Genomic DNA, 22,394 nt, shown 5'->3' with positions numbered 1-22,394 from the left:
GTTCTATATCATTCCTGTGGTGCCGCTTTGGCACATTTGTTTCGCCAAGGCCAGCAGTGCGGCATCGTCGGGTGATGGGGCATGGCGGCAGTCGGCCCAGCCTGTGCCCGCCCTTTCGGCAATGCGCGGGGCAAGGCAGGCCAATGCGATTCTGCCGCGCGCAATTTCCAGCCGGTCGCTTTCATGCGCGAAATGGGCCGCCCCTTCGCCCGAATGCAGCAATACCAGTGCCCCGCCAGCCAGCAGGCCCGCCAGATCCTCAGGCATAGGTAATGGCACGACGCGATAGAGGATGCGTGTTTCGATCGTGATACCGGCCGGTATGTCGAGAGGGACATGCGCCTCCCCCGAAAGGCGCAACAGGCGGGAAAACCCTCGCGCCGTGGCATGGGGCAACAGGTTCTGCATGCCGCGCGCACCAGTGGCGATGACGCCAAAACCTGCCTGCCGCGCAGCCTCTGCCGTCGTTTCCCCGACGCATAAAGCAGGAAGCGGGGTCAGCGATTGCAAGCCGGTCCCGCCATGGCGCAAGGCATTGGCACTGCCCAGCAGGACCGCGTCGAACGCACCGGTATCGGGAACCGGCCATGGCACCGGCTGCGTCTCGAACAAGGGATGGCTTTCGATTGCCATCCCGTGGTGCGCGCCGCGATCGACGGTCGCGGCATCGCCCGGCGCGGGGCGGATCGTGATGATCGGGATCACGCCGCGCCGCTGAAATGCACGGTAATCGCGGCGGGTGCGCCGGTCAGCAGCGCCTTGGCCAGACGGGCGGGCGCGTCTGCGTCGTCTGCGGCGAATTCGGCCTGTTTGTCGACCCGCAATGCACCATCGGGGCTGAAAATCGCAGCGCGCATTGCCAGCTTCTGGCTTCCCGTGGTCAGCACCGCGACGGGGCTGTGGCAATTGCCGCCCAGCGCCAGCAGCAACGCGCGTTCCGCCATCACTTGCGCGGCGGTAGGGGCGTGATCGATGGCGGCAAGCCATGCGAGCATGTCCGCATCATCGGTGCGGCATTCTATGCCGATGGCGCCTTGCGCGGGGGCGGGCAGCCAGTCGGCCACGTCCAGCCGGTGCCCCACGCCGGTCTGTTCCAGCCGGTCCAGCCCCGCGGCGGCCAGCAATGTCACATCGGCATCGCCTGCCTGAAGCTTGGCAAGCCGCGTCGCGACATTGCCGCGAAAGCCGGTAATCGTCAGATCGGGCCGCAGGTTCAGCATTTGCGCGGCACGGCGCGGCGCACTAGTGCCGAGCGTTGCGCCCTGCGGGATGGCGGCAACGGAGGACGCGCCGATCAGCACATCGCGCACATCGGCGCGCGGCAGCAGAGCCGCGATGGTCAGCGCATCGGGGCGGATCGTCTCGACATCCTTCATCGAGTGGACGGCGAAATCGATTGCCCCTTCGGCCAGAGCCGCGTCCAGTTCCTTGGTCCACAGCGCCTTGCCGCCGATTTCGGCCAGCGGGCGGTCCTGTATCCGGTCCCCGCTGGCCAGAACGGGCACGATTTCGACCGCATCGGGCGACCAGCCATGCGCGGCGATCAGCCGGTCGCGCGCCTCATACGCTTGTGCCATGGCGAGTGGCGAACGTCTTGTGCCCAGCCTGAGTATGCGTTGAGGGCAGGGGACGGCGGGCGGCGAGGGTTTGGCGGGACTTGTCATGCAGCGGCTTGTGCTAGCGGGGCAAAGCGTTCAGGGGAAGTTGCCATGAGCAGCCCATCCCCCGATTGGCCCCACCCGACCGCACCGGTTCACCCCGGACAGGACAGCGATGCAACGCGTCGCCGTGTCGTATTGGGTATCGAATCGAGTTGCGACGAAACCGCCGTGGCGCTGGTTGCTGGCGATCGCACGATCATCGCGCAGGCCATCGCATCGCAGGACGCGCATCACGCTCCCTTTGGCGGGGTCGTGCCCGAAATCGCGGCCCGCGCCCATGTCGAAGTGCTGGCCCCGATGGTCGAACGCGTGCTGGACGAAGGCGGGATGGCGCTGGGTGATGTGGATGCGATCGCGGCCACTGCCGGCCCCGGCCTGATCGGCGGGGTCATGGTGGGGCTCGTCACGGCGAAGGCGCTTGCTTTGGCGGGGGACAAGCCGCTGCTGGCCATCAACCATCTGGAAGGGCACGCGCTAAGCCCGCGTCTGGCCGATGCGGGGCTGGCGTTTCCCTATCTGCTGCTGCTGGCATCGGGCGGCCATTGCCAGATATTGGAAGTGCGCGGCGTGGGTGACTATCGCCGCCTTGCCACGACCATCGACGATGCGCTGGGCGAGGCTTTCGACAAGACTGCCAAGATACTGGGCCTGGGCTTTCCGGGTGGCCCCGCGGTAGAGCGTCTGGCGCGGGATGGCGATCCAAAGGCAGTGCCTTTGCCCCGTCCGCTGAAGGGATCGGCGGAACCGCATTTCTCTTTCGCGGGACTGAAAAGCGCAGTTCTGCGGGCGCATGAAAGCGGTCTTTACGATCCTGCCGATCTGGCGGCGAGCTTTCAGCAGGCAGCCATGGACTGCGTGATCGACCGGACGACCCGCGCGCTGGAGCAGGCCGACGGCATGACTGCACTGGTCGTGGCGGGCGGGGTTGCGGCGAATGCGTCGCTGCGCGGCGCGCTGGAAGATCTGGCGGGCAGGCGCGGGCTTGATTTCGCCGCCCCGCCGATGAAACTTTGCACCGATAATGCGGCGATGATCGCATGGGCCGGGCAAGAGCGGCTGAACGCCGGGCTGGCGGAACCGGGCGGAGATCCGCTGTCGGTCGCCGCACGTCCGCGCTGGCCGCTCGATCCCGATGCAGAGGCTGTACGGGGAGCGGGAGTGAAGGCATGAACGACGCAGCGCGGATCGGCGTGATCGGCGCCGGCGCATGGGGCACGGCACTGGCGCAGATGCTGGCCGCCGATGGCGCGCCGGTGACATTATGGGCGCGCGAGGAAGAGGTGGTGCAGGGCATCAACAGCGCCCGCCGCAACGCGCTCTATCTGCCCGATGCGCCGCTCAGCCCCTCTATTGTGGCGAGCAGCGATCTGGAGGCGATGGCCGGTTTCGACACCTTGCTGATCGTAACGCCTGCACAGCATCTGGGTTCGGTCATGGGCGGTGCGCTGGCGGAATTTGCAGGCGACGCCGTGCTGTGCGCCAAGGGGATCGAAGCCGGATCGGGCCGTTTGATGGCCGATGTTGCGCATGATGCGGCGCCCGATGCGCAGCTTGCGGTACTGTCGGGCCCCACTTTTGCGCATGAAGTGGCAGCCGGATTGCCCACCGCAGTCACGCTGGCGTGCACTGGCGGCGATGCGCAATGGCAGCGCCTGTCGGCACAGATCGCCAGGCCGAGCTTCCGGCCCTATTACTCTGACGACATGACCGGTGCCGAGATCGGGGGCGCGGTAAAAAACGTACTCGCCATCGCATGCGGTGTGGTCGACGGGCTGGCACTGGGCCAGAACGCGCGGGCGGCCACCATCGCGCGCGGTTATGCCGAGATGTTGCGCTTTGGCCTTGCGCGCGGGGCGCAGGCGGAAACCCTGTCGGGCCTGTGCGGGCTGGGCGATCTGGTGCTGACCTGTTCGTCGACCTCCAGCCGCAATTTCTCGCTGGGCCGCGCTTTGGCCGCAGGGACGCCCGCTGCCGAATTGATGGCCAATCGCCGTACCGTTGCCGAAGGGGCATTTACCGCCCCTGTTCTCAACGCGCTGGCCGATGATCTGGGCATCGCCATGCCCATAACGCAGGCGGTTTGCGCCCTGCTGGCGGGCGAAACGACCGCGAATGACATGGTGCGCGGCATTCTGGCGCGTCCGCTGCGGCCCGAGATGGAAACGCCGTGACCGGCCAGAACGGCGCGCCCGATACGGCGCAGGGTCCGCAGGGCGAACAGGACAAAGATGGCGCATCGAACGATCTGGCCACGCTGGCCAAGGGCGGGCGCACCAATTTCTTCGGCTTTCTGCTGCGCCTTGTCGCCCGCTTGCCGTTTCTGTTTATCGCGGGCCGGTTTTACGGCGCGGACCAGCTGGGGCGCTTTGCCTCTGCACTGATCATTATCGAGATTGGCGGACAACTCGCGACTTTGGGGCTGAAGCGCGGCCTTGCGAAAGAGCTGGGGCAAAGTGACCGCGAGGAATCCGCCGTCATCGCAGACGGGCTGCTGCTGTCGCTGCTATTCTCCTCGCTGTTGGCGGGGATACTGTTCATCTTTCCCGATCCGATGTTTCCCAATGGCATGAACAGTCGGTGGGATTTGCTGTTGCCCTTTGCGCTGGTGTTTCTGTCGGTCACCGAAGTGATGCTGGCGGCGTTGGCGTTCCGGTTCAATATCGCGGCCACCGTGCGAAGCCGCGCCGTGGTCGAACCATGGGTGCTGTCCATCGCGGCAGGTGCGCTGCTGTTCGTGCCCGCGCTGGCAGAGGGCGGGCTGGCGATCAGCTATCTTTTGTCGGTCGTGGCGGCGGCGGTGACGGCCTTTATCCCTATGCTGCGCATGTATGGCATTCCGCACGGGTGGAAACCGCAGACAATCCGCTTGCTGCAAATCGCGCGCGAGAACCTGCCGCTGGCACTGGCCGATGCGATCGAATGGGGCACGCGGCGGTTGGATATCGCAATCCTTGGCATATTCGTCAGCCCGGCGACCGTCGGCGTGTATTATGTCGCGGTGCAGGTCGCCAGCCTGCCGCAAAAGCTGAAGACTAGTTTCGAGCCGATCCTTGGCCCCGTCATCGTGCGCAAGCTGAACGATAAGGATTATGCCGCCATCGCGCGTCAGGTCTGTCAGGCGGGGTTCTGGATCATTGCCGCGCAAACCGGCGTCGCGCTGGCGCTGGGCATTCCGGGTGAGGCAGTGATGGGTCTTGTCGGGCCGGGGTTCGTCGGCGGCACGGGCGCGCTGGCCTTTCTGCTGGGGGCCGAAGTCGTGGCGGCGACGGCAGTCGTATCCGAAGCGGCGCTGATCTATCTGGCGCGCATCCGCAATCTGGCGGTTTCGGTCATGACACTGGCGCTGCAGGGCGTGCTGACCGTAGCGCTGATCATGCTGGCGCAGCATTTCGACCTGGCAGAGCCGTTTCAGGCGGCTTCGGTCGCGCTGGCCTTGGGGCTGGCACTAGCATTCGCATCGATCACCAAGTCCAGAATGCTGGGCCGCATGCTGGGCCAGTCGATCAATAATTTCCGCTGGCCGCTGATCTGGGCCATCGCGCCGGCTGTGGTGGTCGGCTATCTGTTCACGCTGACGCCGGAGTGGATCGAGCTTGCCATCGGCGCGCCCGCGATCCTTGCAACTTATGGCTATGTCATATGGAAACGCGGCTTTGGACCAGAAGATCGGGTATTGTTCAAATCGGGCAACAAGGCCGGGGCGAGCGCGGAAGGGTGACATGCTTTCACCGACCGGAATGCTTCGCTAGGGAAGGGGCATGAGGCTTATTCTTGCCATACCGACCTGGCTGCGCATTCTGACCGGTGCGATCATAACCGCATGCATCGCGCTGATCGCCAATGCGCAGACCGGCGAGAATATGATCGGGCGGCTGGAGGCGCGGGCGCAAAAGGCGATCGCGGCCCATGGCGGCACGGGCATCATCGCCGATTTCACCACCACCAATGGCTGGCCCACGCGCCATCCGGTACTGCGTGGCGGAGAGGATTTGCCCGACGATGTCCGCGCCCGCGTGGCGCGTGCCGTGGCCAATCTGCCCGGCGTCGGAGGTGCGCATTGGGACCGCCGATCGCGCAGCTCCGCCGTGCCTGAACCTGTGATCGAGGCCGGTCCCTATCACTGCCAGCGCGATGTTGAGACATTGCTGGCCGTGCGCGTGATCCGTTTCAGCCAGAGCAGCGCCGAGATCGATCCGGCGAGCGAGGTTTTGCTGGACGAGGTTGCGGGCGCGCTGAAACCGTGCAGGGGCAGCATTATCGCGATCACCGGCCATTCGGACGCGGTGGGCGATGCATCGGTCAATCTGCGCCTGTCGCGCGAGCGTGCCGCGGCGGTTCGCAGCGCTTTGGTGCAGCGCGGGTTGCCCCGCGATTCGCTGCGTGCCGCAGGCGTGGGGTCGGCACAGCCGATCGAGGGGCTGGAGCCCGAGGACCCCGCCAACCGCCGCATCGAGTTTTCGGTGATCGAAGTCGCACCGTTAAAGCCGACGCCCATCGATATTCCCGATGCCGGTTGAACGAGAAAAGGGTTAGAGCCAGTCTATGCCGCTTTGGGTTGAACTGATGGTCTTTATGCTCATCGTCTATGGCGCGGTGCTTGCGCTGATGATGAGCTGGCTGCAACGCCGCGCCCGTCTGGCGCGATTGACGCAAGAGCGTGCCAAGAGGCAGGTGTCGAAAGGCCGGATCTATCGGGGGCAACCGGTGGGCGGCGATATAGGGAAGAGCGAGGAAAGCTAAATGGTTGAGATGATCCAGTCGAACTGGCTGGCGTTCCTGCTGGTCGTGATCGTGGCCGTACTGATCGCCGTCTGGTTGATCGCAAGGCCCAAGAAAACGCGTGATCGCAGTTTTCGACCCGATGTGCTGGACGAGGGCGTCGCGCCCGCGCAGCGCAATCAGGCCTTTATCGATGCACCGCCCGCCAGCGCGGGCAAGCCGCTGCACGAGCACGAGCCGCCCGCCGTGCCCGAAACGCTGGGCGGTGCAGGGGTGGCCGTCGCCGCCGCCGCGCTGATGGCCGAAGAAGAGCATGAGGCAGCCGAGGCAGCCAAGGCGGCACCGCAAGACCGGATGCCCGACACTGCCGAGGATGCGCAGGCCGTGGCCGCCGCGATCAAGCTGCACGATAACGGCGCGACCGACGATATGACGCGGATCAAGGGCGTGGGGCCGAAACTGGCCGAACTGCTCTCGTCCATGGGTATTTCGCGTTATGACCAGATCGCGGCGTGGAGCGATGCCGACGTTCAGGAAATCGACGCGAAGATGGGGCGCTTTTCCGGCCGGATCGAACGTGACGACTGGCGGACGCAGGCGCGTTACCTCGCCAGCGGGGATACCGCCGGTTACGAAGAAAAATTCGGCAAGCTTTAGGCGGCAGTTTTTATACGGCTACCGGCGTTTGGGGGGCTTGCGGCCTGCAGCCCTCCACCAGATCGCCCAGAATGGACGATGCGGGAAAGATGACCTTTCCGCCGCCCGCGACCGTGGCATAGAACGGCCCGCCGGTCAGCGCGATCCAGTTCCTGTCATCGGCGGGAAGCGCCCCCGCCCAGCGCGCGCCATTATTGTCGACCGGCAGCCTCAAAACGCCGCGATAGCCGACGAAGGAGAGCATCGCTTTCGCCCCCTTGTCGGACGGGACATTGCGCACTGCCTCTACCATGCCCTTCCGGCACGCGATTTTCAGCAGGGCAGGTTGGCCGGGTTCGCCGTAAAGCGCGGTCTGGCCCTTGCGCTGCCAGCGACCGTCTTGCGGATCGATCTTGCCGGGCATGGCATGGCCCGATGCGGCATGGGCCGTTCCGGTCAGTTGCAAACGTATGGGCGCGGCGGCCGCAGCCTGCTCGTCATCGCCCGAACACCCCGTCAGCGCCAGGGCGGCGAGCAGCAGGCTCGCGCCGATCCAGCCAGCCTTATCGCGCATTGATGAACGCCCTGACATCACGGGAAAGCTTGGCGCGGTCCTGATCGCGGATATACATCATATGTCCTGAATCGTAATATTGAAACTTGATACGCGCGGGGTCGAAACCGGTGCGCGACAGCGAATATTCGGCGGCGAAGAAAGGCGTGGCGAAATCGTACCAGCCCTGGCCGACAAAGATGCGCATGTCCGAATTTTCGCGCAGTGCCTTGCCCAGAAAAGGGGCGACCGACAGATAGGCATTGGTGTCGCGCCCGCCCTGCAACTTCCAGTCCCAGTCGCCCACGCCGCCGATGGTGACATACTGGCGCTCGGTCTCGTACCCGATGTCGTCGCGTAGCCAGCTGTTGATCGCGGCGGCATAGCCCGCATCGATGCCATAGAAGCTGGGGTCGTTGTCGGGATATTCGCCTGCGCTGTCGTAATCGACGCCCGTATAGCGGCTGTCGAGCCGTCCGACGGTCAGCCCGCGATCGCGCAGCAATTCCTTATAGTACCGGCCCGGCGTTACGCGCAGGTCCGCATGGTCGAGATAGGCTTCGGACAGGCCCGTCAGGCGGGCCAATTCCGCGCGCACGCTGGCACGTTCGGCATCGGGCAGGGCCTGCCCTTTCAGCAAGGCAGCGGCATAGGGGCCGATGGCGAACTGGCGCGCTTCCTCGACCAGCGCCTCGACCGAGGTGCCTTGCACCTTGCCGTGATAATGCGCGGTCGCGGTCATGGTGGGCAGGTTGGTGATATAGGAAAGCTCGTTCCCCTCGGTATCCGCGCCGGCCGCGAAATCGAGGATGGTCGAGATAAGGATCACGCCGTTCAGACCGACATCGTTATACCCGCCCTCAAGCTCGCGCACCACGGCGGCGCTGCGGGTGGTGCCATAGCTTTCGCCGCCAAGGAACTTGGGGCTGTTCCAGCGGCCGTTGTCGCCCAGCCATTTGCGAATGACCGCCGCGACCGACTTGGCATCGGCAGTGACGCCCCAGTAATCGTTCGGGTCGGTATCGCCGATGGCGTGGCTGAAACCCGTGCCGACCGGATCGATGAACACGATATCGGTCACATCCAGCAGCGAATCCGGATTGTCGAGAATGGGATAGGGCGGCCCGCCATCGTCCTGCGCTTCCGATGGGATCGCGACGCGTTTGGGGCCGAATGCACCCATCTGCAACCAGACAGAGCCCGAACCCGGCCCCCCATTGTACAGGAAGGTGACGGGCCGCGATGTGTCGCGCGGTTCGGCGATATAGGACATGGTAACGATCGCGGCCTTGGGCGTTCCGTCGTCGCCTTTCAGCACCTGCTCCTGAACCGTGGCGGTATAGGTGATGCGCTTGCCGCCAAATGTGCCGCTCAGCTTCTTCGATGCCGAGTTCGCCTGATAGCTGGTGACAGGCTTTGCCTCTGCTTCGTCCGCAGGGGCGGCAAGGGCGATTGCAGGGGCGGCAAGGCTGGCAGAAAGGGCGGAACCGATAAGCGCGATGGCAAGGGCGCGCCGGATGCGATTGCGGATGATCATGGCGGCATACATGCGGCGATCGCGGGGGTAACGCAATTTGGGTCACCGCGTTATCCCCCCGATTTGCCGCAAAAACCGGTTGCGGGCGTTACTTTTTCCACTTCCTTTGCGTCTTGCCGAACCGCGTCTTGCGGGTGCCCGGCTTGCCTTCATTGCTGCGCCCCACGACGGGCGCGCGCTTCTGGTCGTCGGGCAGACCTAGCTCCTCGCCCTCCAGCCTGCGGATTTCATCGCGCAGGCGACCAGCTTCCTCGAACTCGAGATCGGCGGCGGCTGCACGCATTCGGCCTTCCAACTCCTCGATATAGGCGCGCAGATTATGGCCAAACAGATTGTTGCGCTCATCATCGCCGGTATCGACCGTCACCCCGTCCTGCGAGGCGGTATCGGCAACGATATCGGCGATCCGCCGCTTGATCGTGGCGGGCGTGATGCCGTGCTCTGCATTGAACTCGCGCTGCTTTTCACGGCGGCGGTCGGTTTCCGCCATGGCGCGCTCCATGCTGCCGGTAATGCGGTCTGCGTAAAGAATCACGCGCCCGTCCACATTGCGCGCCGCGCGCCCGATGGTCTGGATCAGCGATGTTTCGCTGCGCAGGAACCCTTCCTTGTCGGCGTCGAGAATGCAGACCAGCCCGCATTCGGGAATATCCAGCCCTTCGCGCAGCAGGTTGATGCCGACCAGCACGTCATAGACACCCAGCCGTAAATCGCGGATCAGTTCGATACGCTCCAGCGTCTCCACGTCGGAGTGCATATAACGGACCCTGACGCCCGCTTCGTGCATGAATTCGGTCAGATCCTCGGCCATGCGCTTGGTCAGCGTGGTGACCAGCGTGCGATACCCCTTTTTCGCGGTTTCCTTGCATTCGTTGATGCAATCCTGAACCTGATCCTCCACGGGGCGGATATCGACCGGCGGGTCGATCAGGCCGGTCGGGCGAATGACCTGTTCGGCGAAAACGCCGCCCGTTTCTTCCATTTCCCAGCCACCCGGCGTGGCCGATACGCAAAATGTTTGCGGGCGCATCGCATCCCACTCGTTAAATCGCAGCGGCCGATTGTCGATACAACTGGGCAGGCGAAAGCCATACTCGGCCAGCGTCAGTTTCCGGCGGTGGTCACCGCGCGCCATTGCGCCGATCTGCGGCACAGTCTGGTGGCTTTCGTCCACGAACAGCAGCGCATTGTCGGGCAGATATTCGAACAGCGTCGGCGGAGGCTCGCCCGGCAGGCGGCCTGTCAGAAATCGCGAGTAATTTTCGATCCCCGCACAGGAACCGGTGGCATTGATCATCTCAAGATCGAAATTGGTGCGTTGTTCCAGCCGCTGATGCTCCAGCAGCTTGCCCTCTGCCTCCAACTCTTTCAGCCGTTCGGCCAGTTCGAATTTGATCGCCTCGGTCGCTTGCTTCATCGTCGGGCCGGGGGTGACATAGTGCGAATTGGCGTAAATTCGCACCTTGTCGAGGCTTGCGCCTTTCTTGCCTGTCAGCGGATCGAACTCGCTGATCTCCTCGATCTCGTCGCCAAAGAACGACACGCGCCATGCCATGTCTTCATAGTGCGAGGGGAAGATTTCCAGATTATCGCCGCGCACGCGGAAATTGCCGCGCGCAAAGGCAGCATCGTTGCGCTTGTATTGCAGGGCAACCAGCTTGCGGATGATTTCGCGCTGGTCCTGCGTCTCGCCCTTTTTCAGGTCGAAGATCATTGCCGAATAGGTCTCGACCGATCCGATGCCATAGAGGCACGAGACAGAGGCGACGATGATCACATCGTCACGTTCCAGCAGGGCGCGGGTGGCCGAATGGCGCATCCGGTCGATCGCCTCGTTTACGCTCGACTCCTTCTCGATATAGGTGTCGGAGCGCGGGACATAGGCTTCGGGTTGGTAATAATCGTAATAGGATACGAAATATTCGACCGCGTTGTTTGGAAAGAAGCTCTTGAACTCGCCATAAAGCTGGGCGGCAAGGATCTTGTTGGGCGCAAGGATCAGGGCGGGCCGTTGCAGCCGTTCGATCACGCTGGCCATGGTAAAAGTCTTGCCGCTGCCGGTCACGCCCAGCAGCACCTGCGTCTTCTCGTCCTCCTGCGCCGATTGCACCAGCTCTGCGATGGCAGTCGGCTGGTCGCCGGCGGGTTCATAGTCGCTCACCAGTTCGAACCGTTTTCCGGACAGCGATTTTTCCGGCCGGGCGGGGCGGTGCGGGGTGAAACTTTCGGACGTATCGGGCTCTTCCAGCCCGCGGCGGATGACGAGTTCGGTCATGGAACGGGATATGGGTGCAATAGGCTGGCGGCGCAATTGCCAAGCCACATCCCATCTGCAATGCATCTTCTCCTGAATAAGGAGGGGGAGCAGTTTCAGTGCGAAATCAATGGAAATATACAGGCCTGATCGCGATTGCCGCCATGGCGCTTGCTGCCTGTTCAACCGAGCCGGAAGAGCCCGAAGCCGCAAGACCGATGAATCTTGACGAGGCGGCAGAGGAATTCGGCAAGCTCGATCAACCCGAGCCGGGGCAATACAAGCTTGAGGTAGAAGTGACCCGCTTTGATCTGCCTGGCGCGCCCGACAACATGCTGGACCAGATGAAGGGCATGATGGAAAGCGCCTATGCCGACAGTTTTTGCCTGACGGCAGAGGATGCCGCCAAGGGTTTCAAGGAGCAGTTGGGTCAAGTCGCGCAAGACGGCCAATGCGACTTTAACCGGCTGAGCGTCGATGGCGGCAAGCTTGACGCCAAGGCCCTTTGCGCGCTCGACGGGGGAACGATGGAGATGACGATGAACGGCACCGTCGGCAAAACCGGCTCCGACGTTGTGGCCGATGCCAAGATGACGGCGCAGGGGCAGGAAATGACGATGACCATGCGGATGAAGCAGACCCGCACGGGCGACTGCGCCGCCTGAACCCGCTTTTGGCACCAACGCAAAACGGCCCTGCGGGAAACTGCGGGGCCGTTTTCGCATTGGTTGAATGTGGTAAAAAATGTTACAACAAGGTTACATGAAACCCGATCACATCCATACCGGCATCCCCCTCAGCAATGCCCGCCTGACCCGCCTGCCGCAGCAGGGATGGGCTGACACTGTTGTTCGTAAAGGGAAAATCAAGACATCTCGTCCGCAGGTCGAGCGGACGAATCCCGCGCCTGCCGATGCGCCGAGGCCGGGCAAGGGATTCGGCGTTCTTTATCGCGAATGGCAGCGCCGCCATGCGCTGGCGTTGCGCCCGCAACCGGAAGGTGTATCGACGCCGTCCTCGCGCCTTTTGCTGAAAGAGCTGGCATCGCTGGCCGCACCCGCCGCGTTCCGCATAGCGCATGGCAAGATGGATGTGACGATCCCCGAAGAACCGCGTGCGGTAATGCTGCTACCCGGTTTCGGTTCGCATCCGTGGCGCATGGCCCCCATGCACAAGGCACTGGAAGAGGCAGGGCATTCGGTTACCGATTGGGGTCTTGGCTGGAACCTTGGCGCAAGCGAGGACCGGTTCGAACGCCTGTTGTCGCGCATCCGGCGCGTTTCCCGCGCCGAGCATCGGAAGATCACGCTGGTAGGGTGGAGTCTTGGCGGCGTTTTCGCGCGCGAAGCGGCCAAGAGGCTGCCCGATCATGTCGAGATGGTGATCACGCTCGGCTCGCCGTTTTCGGGGGACATGCATGGCAATAACGGCTGGCGGCTGTATCATGCCATCGCGGGTCATCCGGTCGACGAACCGCCGGTAAAGGGCGAATTCGCGGCCAAGCCCCCCGTGCCGACGGTTGCTATGTGGAGCGCGCAGGACGGGGTGGTGCATCGTCACTGCGCCTGCGGCAAGCGCGAAGAGCGCGATTTCTCTTTGCATGTCCGGTGCACCCATATGGGCTTTGCCTGGCATCCTGCTTCGATTGAGGCGGTGTCATGGGTGCTGGCAAAATCACCCGAAAGTTTTACGCATCTTGCAACGCAGCAAAAAACCGGTGACAACCCCGACTCATGAGCGATAGCGCATGAGCAGGGACCAGGAACCTTCCTTTGACGAAATGCATGGCGAGGACGGCTCGATACGGGCCGCTTATGCCGGCTATTCGGACTGGTTCGACGAGCAGGACGCGCAAGCCCTGCGCAAGAAACACCGCGAGGCAGAGGCGTTCTTCCGCCGCACCGGTATCACCTTCAACGTATACGGTCAGGATGAGGCCGAGGAACGGCTGATCCCGTTCGATCCGGTGCCGCGCATCATCACCGCGCAGGAATGGCGCCGCCTGTCGCGGGGAATCGAACAGCGGGTGAGGGCGCTCAACGCCTTTCTCCACGATCTCTATCACCGGCAGGAAATCGTGCGGTCGGGCCGCGTGCCCGAATGGCTGCTGCGCGGTAATGCCGCGTTTTTGCCCAACATGTGCGGATTTACTCCGCCGGGCGGGATCTATACCCACATCACCGGCATCGATCTGGTTCGCACCGGTCCGAACGATTTCCACGTGCTGGAAGACAATGCCCGCACGCCCAGCGGTGTTTCCTATATGCTGGAAAACCGCGAAACGATGATGGCGATGTTCCCCGAACTGTTCACGCGGGTAAAAGTCGCGCCGGTATCGAACTATCCTCGGAGGCTGGCGCGCAGCCTTGCCGCATGTGCGCCGCCTGCCTTTGACGGAAAGGGCAAGCCCGCCATTGCGGTGCTGACGCCGGGAATATTCAATTCCGCCTATTACGAGCACAGCTTTCTGGCCGACCAGATGGGCGCGGAACTGGTGGAGGCGAGCGATCTGCGCGTCATCGACGGGCGTGTCCAGATGCGCACGACCCGCGGGTACAAGCCGCTGGACGTGATCTATCGCAGGATCGACGACGATTACCTCGACCCGCTGACGTTCAATCCCGAAAGCCTGCTGGGCGTTCCGGGGATCATGGATGTCTATCGTTCGGGCGGCATCACCATTGCCAACGCGCCCGGCACCGGCATTTCGGATGACAAGGCGCTCTACAGCTTCATGCCCGATATCGTGGAGTTCTATACCGGCGAGAAACCGCTGCTGCCCAATGTGGAAACATGGCGCTGCATGGAGCCCGATGCGCTGAAATATGTGCTGGATAACATTGCCGATCTGGTGGTGAAGGAAGTGCACGGTTCGGGCGGCTATGGCATGCTGATCGGCCCGACCGCGTCCAGGCGCGAGATTGCGAAATTCGTCCAGAAGCTGAAGGCGAACCCGCAAAACTATATCGCGCAGCCGACCCTGTCGCTTTCCACCGTGCCGATCCTTGCCAAAAAGGGGTTGAGCCCGCGCCATGTCGATCTGCGGCCTTTTGTGTTGATGAGCCCCAATGGCATCGACATAACGCCCGGCGGGCTGACGCGTGTGGCATTGAAACAGGGGTCGCTGGTGGTGAATTCCAGCCAGGGCGGCGGCACCAAGGACAGCTGGGTGCTGGAGGAATAATGCTAGGGCGCAGCGCAAACGGCGTATTCTGGATGTTCCGCTATCTCGAACGGGCGGAGAATTGCGCCCGCCTGCTCGACACCGGCTTCCGCATGGCGCTGACCAGCGATTCCATCACGGCGGAACAGGAATGGAGCTCTGTCCTCGAAACCGCGGGAATGACCGAATCCTATCTGGAAAAGAACGGCACCTTCACCGGCATGCAGGTGTGGAACTATATCCTGCGCGACAAGGACAATCCCAATTCGATCCGGTCGCTGATCGGGCAGGTGCGGACCAATGCGCGCGCGGTGCGCAACGTCATTACCGCCGAATTATGGCTGGCGGTGAACGAAAGCTATCTGCAGATCAACGATCTGCTATCGCGGCCCGTGACCCAAAGCAATCTTGGGGATGCCATCGCGGCGGTCAAGCGCGAGGCGACGCTGGTGCGCGGCGCGATGGACGGGTCGATGCTGCGCAACGACATCTATAATTTCGCGCGCATCGGCAGCTTTATCGAGCGCGCCGACAACACGGCCCGCATTCTCGACGTCAAATATTACGTGCTGCTGCCCTCGCTTTCCTATGTCGGGTCCAGCCTCGACAATGTTCAGTGGGAAACGATCCTGCGTTCGCTGGGCGCGGAACGTGCCTATCGCTGGCTGAATTCGGGCCAGATGGATGCCAAGGGGATCGCCGATTTCCTGATCCTCGACGGACGCTTCCCGCGCTCGCTGGCGTTCTGCTATTCCAAGATCCGCTCGAACCTTGGCAACCTGGCTCTGCAATATGGCGAGGAACTGCATGCGCATGAGCTGATGCGCAAGGCGGACATCCGCTTGCATGATGCCGATATCGAATCCATCTTCGATCAGGGGCTGCACGAATTCCTGTCGGATTTCATTTCCGACAATAACGAGATCGCGCACGCCGTCGAAACCGACTACCGCTTCTCGGATTGAGGGAGAGTACAGACGTCCCATGCGCCTTAACGTCCATCACCGCACCCGCTATCTCTTCGACGAACCTGTCGTGCACGCCTTGCAGCGGCTGCACCTGACGCCGAAATCCACCAGCGGACAGCAGGTTGTGGACTGGACGATGCGCTATGAAGGCGCGCACGAGCAGTTGCAGTTCGACGACCACAATATGAACACTACCACGCTGATCGCCATCGAACCGGGCGTGACCGAAGTGATCATCGATTGCGAAGGCACGATCGATACGGCGGATAATCACGGCATTATCGGGCGCCATGCGGGCCATCTGCCGTGCTGGCATTTTTCGGGGCATACACCTTTGACCCGGCCGGGCGCGAAGATGCGTGCTCTGGCCGAAAAATTCCAGCGGGAGAGCGAGACGCTGCCGATGCTTCACGCATTGTCGGCGGCTGTCCTCGACGCGGTGAAATACGAAAAGGACAAGACCGACACGGACACACGGGCCGAAGATGCGCTGCATGCGGGTGAGGGCGTGTGTCAGGACCATGCGCATATCTTTATCGGCTGCGCGCGGCATCTGGGCATTCCGGCGCGCTATGTGTCGGGCTATCTGCTAATGGAGCATAGCGACGAGCAGAAGGCGGGCCACGCATGGGCCGAGGCGCATATCGACGGTCTGGGCTGGGTCGGCTTCGACGTTTCGAACCAGATCAGTCCCGACGAACGCTATATCCGCGTCGCCAGCGGTCAGGATTATTCCGAGGCCGCGCCGGTCAAGGGCATTTCCATCGGCTGCAGCAATGCGGGTCTGGATGTCGATCTGACGGTCCGGCGGCAGCAGGGCCAAACCCAGCAGCAGAGCCAAACCCAGCAACCGGGGCAGCAAAAACAGAGCCAGAGCCTGAACGGGAAAGGCCTGAACGGGCACGGGCAATCGCAAAGCCAGTCGCAACAAATTCAGTCGCAACAGGGTCAGTCGAACGATCCGAACGCGCCCGGCCCACAGGATTGATACGCCGCCTGCTGTGAATAGTACGATTTACGCCTATGGTGCCGGTCTTCCCGTTGCCAGCGATGCGGGTTTGATGAAGGGCGGGAAGTTAATGAAAGGTGGGGGACGGGCGTGACCTATTGCGTCGGCATGATGCTCGACAAGGGTATCGTCATGATGAGCGATACGCGGACGAATTCGGGCGTCGATAACATCTCGGTGTTTCGCAAGATGTTCCACTGGTCGGACAACGACCGGATCATCGCGATCATGACGGCGGGTAATCTGGCGACCACGCAGGCCGTGGTCAGCAAGCTGGAGGAACGCAACAAGGCGCCCGAGGACCGCGAACCGTCGATCCTGAAATGCACTACCATGTTTCAGGTTGCCAATCAGGTCGGGGAATTGCTGCGCGCCACGATCGAGGAGCGACAGATTTCCAGCGACGGCCAGTCCGGCGGACCGCGCTTTACTGCCAGCATGATCGTCGCGGGCCAGATTGCGGGCATGGAACCGCGCCTGTTCCTGATCTATCCCGAAGGCAACTTCATCGAGGCGAGCGCCGACACGCCGTTCTTCCAGATCGGCGAGACCAAATACGGGCGCCCCATCATCATCCGCGGCTATGACCGGACGATGAGCTTCGAGGACGGGGTCAAACTGCTGATGGTGTCGATGGATTCGACGCTGGCGGCCAATCTGTCGGTCGGCATGCCCCTCGACGTGCTTGTGCTGGAACGCGACCGATTCGAACCGCTGCACGAAAAGCGGATCATGGCGAGCGACCCGTATTTTCAGGAAATTTCATCAAGCTGGAGCGAAGCCTTGCGAACCGCATTTCACTCTCTGCCTGATTATAGCTTCGAAGATGAGCCCGATTCGGTCGGCTGATTACGTCGCAACAGATTGACGGTTTCCTGCCCTGCTTGCCCCTTTTGTGCGTAACAGGCCATATGGCGATGCGGTGATTGCATCCATTCCGGATGGAAAATCGACGGCACTCTCCGCCATTGAAAGGCAAATGAATTCGATAGGTCCATTACGGAATCGACCTTAGTGGCGGGTGCCGGCCTGACCGACATGGTCGTGGCCATGGAACATCGCATCATCATTCACATTGTCGACGCGGACCCTCGCAACCGGGCCAGCTTTGCCCGCACCATCTTTGAACTGGGTCATCACGCCGAGGTCTATGAGAGTGTCGACGAACTGACCGCACATCTGCCCTCGCACGGGATCGTGCTGGCGCATGACGATCCGAATGCGTGCGGCGTGGGCGATCTGATGAACGCAATTTCGATGCGCGGCGCGTGGCTACCCGTTATTGCAACCGCCCGCGATCCGCAGATGGAGCGCGTGGTCAGCGCGATGCGTTCGGGCGCGTTCGACTATCTCGATCAGCCGCTGGACCCGATGGCGCTGTCGTCGATCCTGCGGCGTGTCGCGGATGAGGCGGAAACGCAGGCCCGACACCGCCGCCGCGCGATCGAGGCAAGAATGCGCATCGCCATGTTGTCGAACCGCGAGAGGGAAGTGCTGGACCGTCTGGCGGAAGGCTGCTCGAACAAGGTGATCGCCCGCGACCTCGATATTTCTCCGCGCACGGTGGAAATCCATCGCGGCAATATGATGGACAAGTTGGGCGCGCGCCACGCGGCAGAAGCCGTCCGGCTGCGTCTGGAAGCGAGCCTTGGCGACTGGCTTCATTAAGCTCTCCTGGTGGGTGGCGGCGCTGTTGATGCCCGACCGCGTCGCCACCCCGATCGGCAGCTATCCGACCCAACCTGCGGTCTGCGCAGCTAGCATCAGCCCGATGATTACGAAAAGTGCGGCAGCAACGATGCGGATCGCTTTCAGCGACACGCGCTTTGTCAGCGCATCACCCGCGAATACGGCGGGGACATTGGCGATCATCATGCCTAGCGTGGTGCCCGCCGTTACCGCCAGTGTCGCATCGAAACGCGCGCCCAGTGCGATGGTCGCGATCTGGGTCTTGTCCCCGATCTCGACAAGGAAAAACGCCACCAGCGTCGTCAGAAAGGCGCCGCCGCGGCCCTTGGGTTCCTCATCCTCGTCCAGCCTGTCGGGGATCAGCGTCCAAAGCCCCATGGCGACGAAACCGGCTGCCACGGCATAGCGGAACCATATTCCGTCGAGCACATTGGCCATGGTGGCGCCCAGCAGTGCAGCAAGGAAATGATTGGCGATGGTGGCGAATAATATGCCCCAGACCACCGGCCAGGGTCTGCGAAACCGCGCAGCCAGCACGATGGCAAGCAGCATGGTCTTGTCGCCGATCTCGGCAATCGCGACGACGGCGGTGGAGGTAAGAAAGGCTTCCATCGGGCAAGTTCCAATCCAGATGCCGGGCGTATTCTGCAAAAACCGATGACACACGAACCCCGCCCGGCAGAACCGGGTTCGCATGTCATGCGGTCTCGCCAGAAGCGCCTTGGACAGAGCGGTGGACGCTCTTGAAGGACTTGTCCCGACACCGCGACCTCTCGGCCGAGTATGTCGATGCCGGGCCCGCTTTCCCTTTGGGTTTGCGAGAGGCTACTCCCCGAATGACGAGGGTCGGTTAGGGCACCGTGGCATTGAAATCAACGGCCTTTGGCTATGACCGGCGTTCGGTCACGGGGGACACGTCGGTTCGTGCCGCTTGCAATTGTTATGGATTGCTGCCCTTTAAAGCATATGCATCCGACCGTTTCGACTGCTCGCAATGAATTCGCCAATGGCTGGCTGTCCATACTGGCGTCCGCAATGGCCATCAGCGTGGGGATGATGGGTGTCGGCTTTTACACACTGGGCCTTTTCGTTCAGCCCTTGCAGGCCGAATTCGGATGGAGCCGGGGCGAGGTTTCGGGCGCAGCGACGTTTCAGCAATTGGGTATATTCCTGTCAGCCCCGATCGTTGGATTGCTGGCCGACCGGATCGGAACGCGCCCCATTGCTATTGCCAGCTTCGTTGTGACACCGCTGGCGTGGCTCGCGTTGGCGCATGTGGGCCCGTCAATCGCGGCGTGGTATGGGTTGTGGCTGATGCTATCATTGGCGGGATGCGGAACCACGCCCGCGATATGGGCGCGGATAGTTTCGGCGCGCTTTGATAAAGGGCGGGGCCTTGCCATGGGGCTGATGCTGGTGGGAACCGGTGTGGCGGCAATGCTGGCACCGGTCTTGCTTGGCCCTGTTTTTGCGGACGACGGCTGGCGCAGTGCTGTCTATGCGATTGCAGTCGCCACCGCCGTGATCGGCATTCCCGCTAGCCTCCTCATCGGGAAAGAGGCACGTCAGGGGTCGACGGGGCAAAAGGCGCAGCGTGGACGTTTCGAACGCAACCGGCAGACGGTGGTCATCGCCATCGCGGCCGTCATGCTGGGATTTCTGGTCGCAGCGCTTATTGTCCATCTGGTTCCGATGTTGATCGACAAGGGTATGGATGCCGCCGTGGCCGCGCAAATGGCCGCAGGTATCGGCGCGGCGGTGATCGCCGCACGGGTCGTCGTCGGCTATTTGTTCGACCGGTTTCACGCTCCATTCGTTGCGGCTGTTTTTCTGCTGTCGCCCGTTATCAGTTGCGGCCTGCTGTTGTGGGGCGGGCCCGTTCTTCCTGCGGCATTGCTCCTTGGCCTTGCCGCCGGGGCAGAGGTGGACATGCTGGCCTATTTCACAAGCCGTTATGCGCAACCGCGCAACTATGGTGCGACATATGGCATGGTGCTGGGGCTGTTTTGCCTTGGCGCCAGCTTTGGGCCTATGGCGTTCGGATGGTCCGTGGACTGGACCGGCGGCTATCAATCGGCGCTGGCGGTTTCGGGCGTTGCGTTGATGGCCGTTGTGGCGATGATTGCCACGCTTGGACCCTATCGCACACAGGATCAACGACAGTAACCGCCACCGTCCAGTTCCAAATGCAAATGATCCTCGTGCGCGCGGTTGTAATCGGGGCCCAGAACCGTCCCGAACCGCTTGCACGCGCTGTCGTGAATGGTGCGCAGGAACTGCCGTTCGGCGCTGCTGCCTTGCCACCCGCTTTCCACCGTGATGCGCCGCCCGTCGGCCAGCACAAAGCCCGAGATATCGACAGCGCTGGCAGTCGAATGCGCCGAACGGCGGCTCGATCCCGCGACATTGCGGCAATTATAGCTTCCGAATGTCTCAAGCTTGACCACGGGACTGCCCAAAATCTGCTGCGCCGCCCGGCTGACCCCGAAGCGTGTCCAGTTCGAAAGGTCTTGCGACAGCGAGCAGGAGATGCGGGGCAGGTTGGTGACCGTGACGCGCGTGTTGTCGCTGGCCAGATGGTATAGCGTGACGGCATTGGTCGAACTGCACGATCCCGCCGCCAGATCGGGCAGGGGCACGAAATCGGCGCCCAGCTCTGCCAGTCGCGTGCGGCAAATGCGCTCCTCGGCCGAAGGCTGGCTTCGCGGAATCGGTTGCACGACGGGTCGCGAGGTCGTCTTGGGAATATCGCGCGTCGCCTCGGGCGCGCAGCCGCCCAGAATGGCAGCCACGCCCAGCGCCAATGCCGCCCCGAGTCGCCGTGCGGAGGGGCGGCGGAAAGGGCGCAATGCAGAGGGGGTATCCATATTCATCGCTGCGAACCTTAGGCTTTCCACAATGTTCCGGCCAAGCGTGCAATGGCGCTTTTCCAAGGGTTTTAGCGGTTTAGCCTTCACCGCAGATGAACCACACCCTGCCGGGCCTATGCGTCATTCGCTTGACACGGCGGCGTGTATCTTTAGGGCGGCCAGCGGGCCACGCGGTCCCAACGCCGCGCGTGCTCTCTGTAAGGAGAGTCTTAAATGACTGATACAAAACCGACGCTACCGGCGCGTCCCTTTTTCTCGTCCGGTCCCTGTGCCAAACCCCCGGTTTGGGCTCCCGAAAAACTGAATCCCGCTTCGCTTGGACGCTCGCATCGCTCCAAGATCGGCAAGGCGCGTCTGGCCTATTGCATCGATCTTATGCGCGAATTGCTCGAGCTGCCCGAAACGCACCGCATCGGCATCGTGCCCGGTTCGGATACCGGCGCGTTCGAAATGGCGATGTGGACGATGCTGGGTGCACGCCCTGTCACCACGCTCGCGTGGGAAAGCTTTGGCGAGGGCTGGGTGACCGATGCGGTCAAGCAGCTGAAGCTCGATCCCACCGTGATGAAGGCCGATTACGGCCAGATCCCCGATCTTCAGGCGGTCGACTGGTCGAACGATGTGCTGTTCACCTGGAACGGCACCACCAGCGGTGCGCGCGTGCCGAATGCGGACTGGATCCCCGCGGATCGCGAAGGGCTGTCTTTCGCCGATTCCACCAGCGCCGTTTTCGCGCAGACCATCGACTGGTCCAAGATCGATGTCGCCACCTTCTCGTGGCAGAAGGTTCTGGGCGGAGAGGGCGGCCATGGCGTGCTGATCCTTGGTCCCCGTGCGGTTGAACGGCTGGAAAGCTATACCCCCGCGTGGCCGCTGCCCAAGGTGTTCCGCCTGACGAAAGGCGGCAAGCTGGTCGAGGGCGTGTTCAAGGGTGAGACCATCAACACCCCGTCGATGCTGGCGGTGGAAGATGCGATCCTGTCGCTGGAATGGGCGAAGGAAATCGGCGGCAGCGCCGCGATGAAGGCGCGTGCGGACGCCAATGCGGCGGCGCTGAACGCCATTGTCGAAGCGCGTCCGTGGCTGGGCCATCTGGTCGAAAACCCCGCGATCCGTTCCAATACCAGCGTGTGCCTGACGGTGCAGGGTGCCGATGCGGACTTCATCAAGAAATTCGCCAAGCTGCTGGAAGACGAAGGCGCGGCCTTTGACGTGGCTGGCTATCGCGATGCGCCTCCCGGCCTTCGCATCTGGTGCGGTTCGACCGTCGACACGGCGGATATCGAGGCGCTCGGCCCTTGGCTCGACTGGGCCTATGGGCTGCTGACCGCCTGA

General features: G+C 62.6%; 22 protein-coding genes and 1 riboswitch. Of the genes, 15 read left to right on the top strand and 7 right to left on the bottom strand.

Annotated elements, in window-relative coordinates; translation table 11 throughout:
* Positions 1 to 3: 3 nt before the first annotated feature.
* Positions 4 to 705 (bottom strand): uroporphyrinogen-III synthase, encoded by a 702-nt coding sequence (locus LOZ77_RS05625; protein WP_230281203.1) that lies wholly within the window; start codon positions 703 to 705, stop codon positions 4 to 6.
* Positions 702 to 1,664 (bottom strand): hydroxymethylbilane synthase, encoded by a 963-nt coding sequence (gene hemC, locus LOZ77_RS05620; protein ID WP_255671205.1) that lies wholly within the window; start codon positions 1,662 to 1,664, stop codon positions 702 to 704. Before hemC ends, LOZ77_RS05625 begins: the two co-directional genes overlap by 4 nt.
* Before the next feature lie 45 nt (positions 1,665 to 1,709).
* Between hemC and tsaD the strand changes: the two genes are divergently transcribed.
* Genes tsaD through LOZ77_RS05590 form a run of 6 tightly spaced genes read left to right on the top strand, consistent with a single transcriptional unit; the run spans position 1,710 to position 7,037 of the window.
* Complete coding sequence (gene tsaD, locus LOZ77_RS05615) at positions 1,710 to 2,831, top strand: tRNA (adenosine(37)-N6)-threonylcarbamoyltransferase complex transferase subunit TsaD (protein WP_230281201.1); 1,122 nt, start codon at positions 1,710 to 1,712, stop codon at positions 2,829 to 2,831.
* A complete protein-coding gene (locus LOZ77_RS05610; RefSeq protein WP_230281200.1) occupies positions 2,828 to 3,832 on the top strand; it encodes an NAD(P)H-dependent glycerol-3-phosphate dehydrogenase in 1,005 nt (334 codons plus the stop codon). Before tsaD ends, LOZ77_RS05610 begins: the two co-directional genes overlap by 4 nt.
* Positions 3,829 to 5,379, top strand: a complete 1,551-nt coding sequence (locus LOZ77_RS05605; protein ID WP_230281199.1) for a lipopolysaccharide biosynthesis protein — start codon at positions 3,829 to 3,831, stop codon at positions 5,377 to 5,379. The genes LOZ77_RS05610 and LOZ77_RS05605 overlap by 4 nt, the downstream gene beginning before the upstream one ends.
* Positions 5,380 to 5,419: 40 nt before the next feature.
* Positions 5,420 to 6,178 carry an OmpA family protein gene (locus LOZ77_RS05600; RefSeq protein WP_230281198.1) on the top strand — a complete coding sequence of 253 codons (759 nt, stop codon included), beginning with the start codon at positions 5,420 to 5,422 and terminating at the stop codon, positions 6,176 to 6,178.
* A gap of 25 nt (positions 6,179 to 6,203) precedes the next feature.
* On the top strand, positions 6,204 to 6,401 hold the full coding sequence (locus tag LOZ77_RS05595; protein ID WP_230281197.1) for a hypothetical protein: 198 nt from the start codon (positions 6,204 to 6,206) through the stop codon (positions 6,399 to 6,401).
* The gene (locus LOZ77_RS05590) at positions 6,402 to 7,037 is read left to right on the top strand and encodes a hypothetical protein (protein ID WP_230281196.1); all 636 of its coding nucleotides are present in this window, start codon (positions 6,402 to 6,404) and stop codon (positions 7,035 to 7,037) included.
* A gap of 10 nt (positions 7,038 to 7,047) precedes the next feature.
* On the opposite strand, the gene LOZ77_RS05585 is transcribed toward LOZ77_RS05590, so the two are convergent.
* From LOZ77_RS05585 to uvrB, 3 genes are all read right to left on the bottom strand, one after another.
* Positions 7,048 to 7,590 (bottom strand): hypothetical protein, encoded by a 543-nt coding sequence (locus tag LOZ77_RS05585; protein WP_230281195.1) that lies wholly within the window; start codon positions 7,588 to 7,590, stop codon positions 7,048 to 7,050.
* A complete protein-coding gene (locus tag LOZ77_RS05580) occupies positions 7,580 to 9,106 on the bottom strand; it encodes a S10 family peptidase (protein ID WP_230281779.1) in 1,527 nt (508 codons plus the stop codon). Before LOZ77_RS05580 ends, LOZ77_RS05585 begins: the two co-directional genes overlap by 11 nt.
* Before the next feature lie 88 nt (positions 9,107 to 9,194).
* Entirely contained in the window at positions 9,195 to 11,381 is a 2,187-nt protein-coding gene (gene uvrB, locus LOZ77_RS05575; RefSeq protein WP_230281194.1) for an excinuclease ABC subunit UvrB, read from the bottom strand.
* A 98-nt stretch (positions 11,382 to 11,479) separates the two neighbouring features.
* Between uvrB and LOZ77_RS05570 the strand changes: the two genes are divergently transcribed.
* The 7 genes from LOZ77_RS05570 to LOZ77_RS05540 all read left to right on the top strand — a co-directional run bounded on the left by LOZ77_RS05570 (position 11,480) and on the right by LOZ77_RS05540 (position 18,168).
* Positions 11,480 to 12,025 carry a DUF3617 domain-containing protein gene (locus tag LOZ77_RS05570; protein WP_230281193.1) on the top strand — a complete coding sequence of 182 codons (546 nt, stop codon included), beginning with the start codon at positions 11,480 to 11,482 and terminating at the stop codon, positions 12,023 to 12,025.
* A 97-nt stretch (positions 12,026 to 12,122) separates the two neighbouring features.
* The gene (locus tag LOZ77_RS05565; protein ID WP_230281192.1) at positions 12,123 to 13,097 is read left to right on the top strand and encodes a triacylglycerol lipase; all 975 of its coding nucleotides are present in this window, start codon (positions 12,123 to 12,125) and stop codon (positions 13,095 to 13,097) included.
* Between the two features lie 10 nt (positions 13,098 to 13,107).
* Positions 13,108 to 14,544, top strand: coding sequence for a circularly permuted type 2 ATP-grasp protein (locus LOZ77_RS05560; RefSeq protein ID WP_230281191.1), 1,437 nt, complete (start codon positions 13,108 to 13,110; stop codon positions 14,542 to 14,544).
* Positions 14,544 to 15,488 (top strand): alpha-E domain-containing protein, encoded by a 945-nt coding sequence (locus tag LOZ77_RS05555; RefSeq protein ID WP_230281190.1) that lies wholly within the window; start codon positions 14,544 to 14,546, stop codon positions 15,486 to 15,488. Before LOZ77_RS05560 ends, LOZ77_RS05555 begins: the two co-directional genes overlap by 1 nt.
* 19 nt (positions 15,489 to 15,507) lie before the next feature.
* Entirely contained in the window at positions 15,508 to 16,479 is a 972-nt protein-coding gene (locus LOZ77_RS05550; RefSeq protein ID WP_230281189.1) for a transglutaminase family protein, read from the top strand.
* Positions 16,480 to 16,590: 111 nt separating this feature from the next.
* Positions 16,591 to 17,349 carry a proteasome-type protease gene (locus LOZ77_RS05545; protein ID WP_230281188.1) on the top strand — a complete coding sequence of 253 codons (759 nt, stop codon included), beginning with the start codon at positions 16,591 to 16,593 and terminating at the stop codon, positions 17,347 to 17,349.
* A 165-nt stretch (positions 17,350 to 17,514) separates the two neighbouring features.
* Positions 17,515 to 18,168 carry a response regulator transcription factor gene (locus LOZ77_RS05540; protein ID WP_370638048.1) on the top strand — a complete coding sequence of 218 codons (654 nt, stop codon included), beginning with the start codon at positions 17,515 to 17,517 and terminating at the stop codon, positions 18,166 to 18,168.
* A gap of 60 nt (positions 18,169 to 18,228) precedes the next feature.
* On the opposite strand, the gene LOZ77_RS05535 is transcribed toward LOZ77_RS05540, so the two are convergent.
* Entirely contained in the window at positions 18,229 to 18,801 is a 573-nt protein-coding gene (locus LOZ77_RS05535) for a TMEM165/GDT1 family protein (protein WP_230281187.1), read from the bottom strand.
* Between the two features lie 50 nt (positions 18,802 to 18,851).
* A riboswitch (yybP-ykoY riboswitch) is annotated at positions 18,852 to 19,036 on the bottom strand.
* A 119-nt stretch (positions 19,037 to 19,155) separates the two neighbouring features.
* Between LOZ77_RS05535 and LOZ77_RS05530 the strand changes: the two genes are divergently transcribed.
* Entirely contained in the window at positions 19,156 to 20,355 is a 1,200-nt protein-coding gene (locus LOZ77_RS05530) for an MFS transporter (RefSeq protein WP_230281186.1), read from the top strand.
* On the opposite strand, the gene LOZ77_RS05525 is transcribed toward LOZ77_RS05530, so the two are convergent.
* Positions 20,343 to 21,062 (bottom strand): extensin family protein, encoded by a 720-nt coding sequence (locus tag LOZ77_RS05525; RefSeq protein WP_230281185.1) that lies wholly within the window; start codon positions 21,060 to 21,062, stop codon positions 20,343 to 20,345. The genes LOZ77_RS05530 and LOZ77_RS05525 overlap by 13 nt on opposite strands.
* Positions 21,063 to 21,272: 210 nt before the next feature.
* On the opposite strand from LOZ77_RS05525, the gene LOZ77_RS05520 reads away from it, so the two are divergent.
* On the top strand, positions 21,273 to 22,394 hold the full coding sequence (locus LOZ77_RS05520) for a phosphoserine transaminase (protein WP_230281184.1): 1,122 nt from the start codon (positions 21,273 to 21,275) through the stop codon (positions 22,392 to 22,394).

It is taken from the genome of Croceicoccus sp. Ery15 (assembly GCF_020985305.1).
Classification (GTDB): Bacteria; Pseudomonadota; Alphaproteobacteria; order Sphingomonadales; family Sphingomonadaceae; genus Croceicoccus.
The sequence above is the reverse complement of the archived record's forward strand: the minus strand, read 5'-3'. Positions and strand labels throughout refer to the sequence as shown.

Excerpts from the sequence above, each read along its gene's own strand:
- hemC (WP_255671205.1), bottom strand. The coding sequence starts at position 1,664 with ATGACAAGTCCCGCCAAACCCTCGCCGCCCGCCGTCCCCTGCCCTCAA.
- tsaD (WP_230281201.1), top strand. The coding sequence starts at position 1,710 with ATGAGCAGCCCATCCCCCGATTGGCCCCACCCGACCGCACCGGTTCAC.
- LOZ77_RS05610 (WP_230281200.1), top strand. The coding sequence starts at position 2,828 with ATGAACGACGCAGCGCGGATCGGCGTGATCGGCGCCGGCGCATGGGGC.
- LOZ77_RS05600 (WP_230281198.1), top strand. The coding sequence starts at position 5,420 with ATGAGGCTTATTCTTGCCATACCGACCTGGCTGCGCATTCTGACCGGT.
- LOZ77_RS05595 (WP_230281197.1), top strand. The coding sequence starts at position 6,204 with ATGCCGCTTTGGGTTGAACTGATGGTCTTTATGCTCATCGTCTATGGC.
- LOZ77_RS05590 (WP_230281196.1), top strand. The coding sequence starts at position 6,402 with ATGGTTGAGATGATCCAGTCGAACTGGCTGGCGTTCCTGCTGGTCGTG.
- LOZ77_RS05585 (WP_230281195.1), bottom strand. The coding sequence starts at position 7,590 with ATGCGCGATAAGGCTGGCTGGATCGGCGCGAGCCTGCTGCTCGCCGCC.
- LOZ77_RS05580 (WP_230281779.1), bottom strand. The coding sequence starts at position 9,106 with ATGATCATCCGCAATCGCATCCGGCGCGCCCTTGCCATCGCGCTTATC.
- uvrB (WP_230281194.1), bottom strand. The coding sequence starts at position 11,381 with ATGACCGAACTCGTCATCCGCCGCGGGCTGGAAGAGCCCGATACGTCC.
- LOZ77_RS05565 (WP_230281192.1), top strand. The coding sequence starts at position 12,123 with ATGAAACCCGATCACATCCATACCGGCATCCCCCTCAGCAATGCCCGC.
- LOZ77_RS05560 (WP_230281191.1), top strand. The coding sequence starts at position 13,108 with ATGAGCAGGGACCAGGAACCTTCCTTTGACGAAATGCATGGCGAGGAC.
- LOZ77_RS05555 (WP_230281190.1), top strand. The coding sequence starts at position 14,544 with ATGCTAGGGCGCAGCGCAAACGGCGTATTCTGGATGTTCCGCTATCTC.
- LOZ77_RS05550 (WP_230281189.1), top strand. The coding sequence starts at position 15,508 with ATGCGCCTTAACGTCCATCACCGCACCCGCTATCTCTTCGACGAACCT.
- LOZ77_RS05535 (WP_230281187.1), bottom strand. The coding sequence starts at position 18,801 with ATGGAAGCCTTTCTTACCTCCACCGCCGTCGTCGCGATTGCCGAGATC.
- LOZ77_RS05530 (WP_230281186.1), top strand. The coding sequence starts at position 19,156 with ATGCATCCGACCGTTTCGACTGCTCGCAATGAATTCGCCAATGGCTGG.
- LOZ77_RS05525 (WP_230281185.1), bottom strand. The coding sequence starts at position 21,062 with ATGAATATGGATACCCCCTCTGCATTGCGCCCTTTCCGCCGCCCCTCC.
- LOZ77_RS05520 (WP_230281184.1), top strand. The coding sequence starts at position 21,273 with ATGACTGATACAAAACCGACGCTACCGGCGCGTCCCTTTTTCTCGTCC.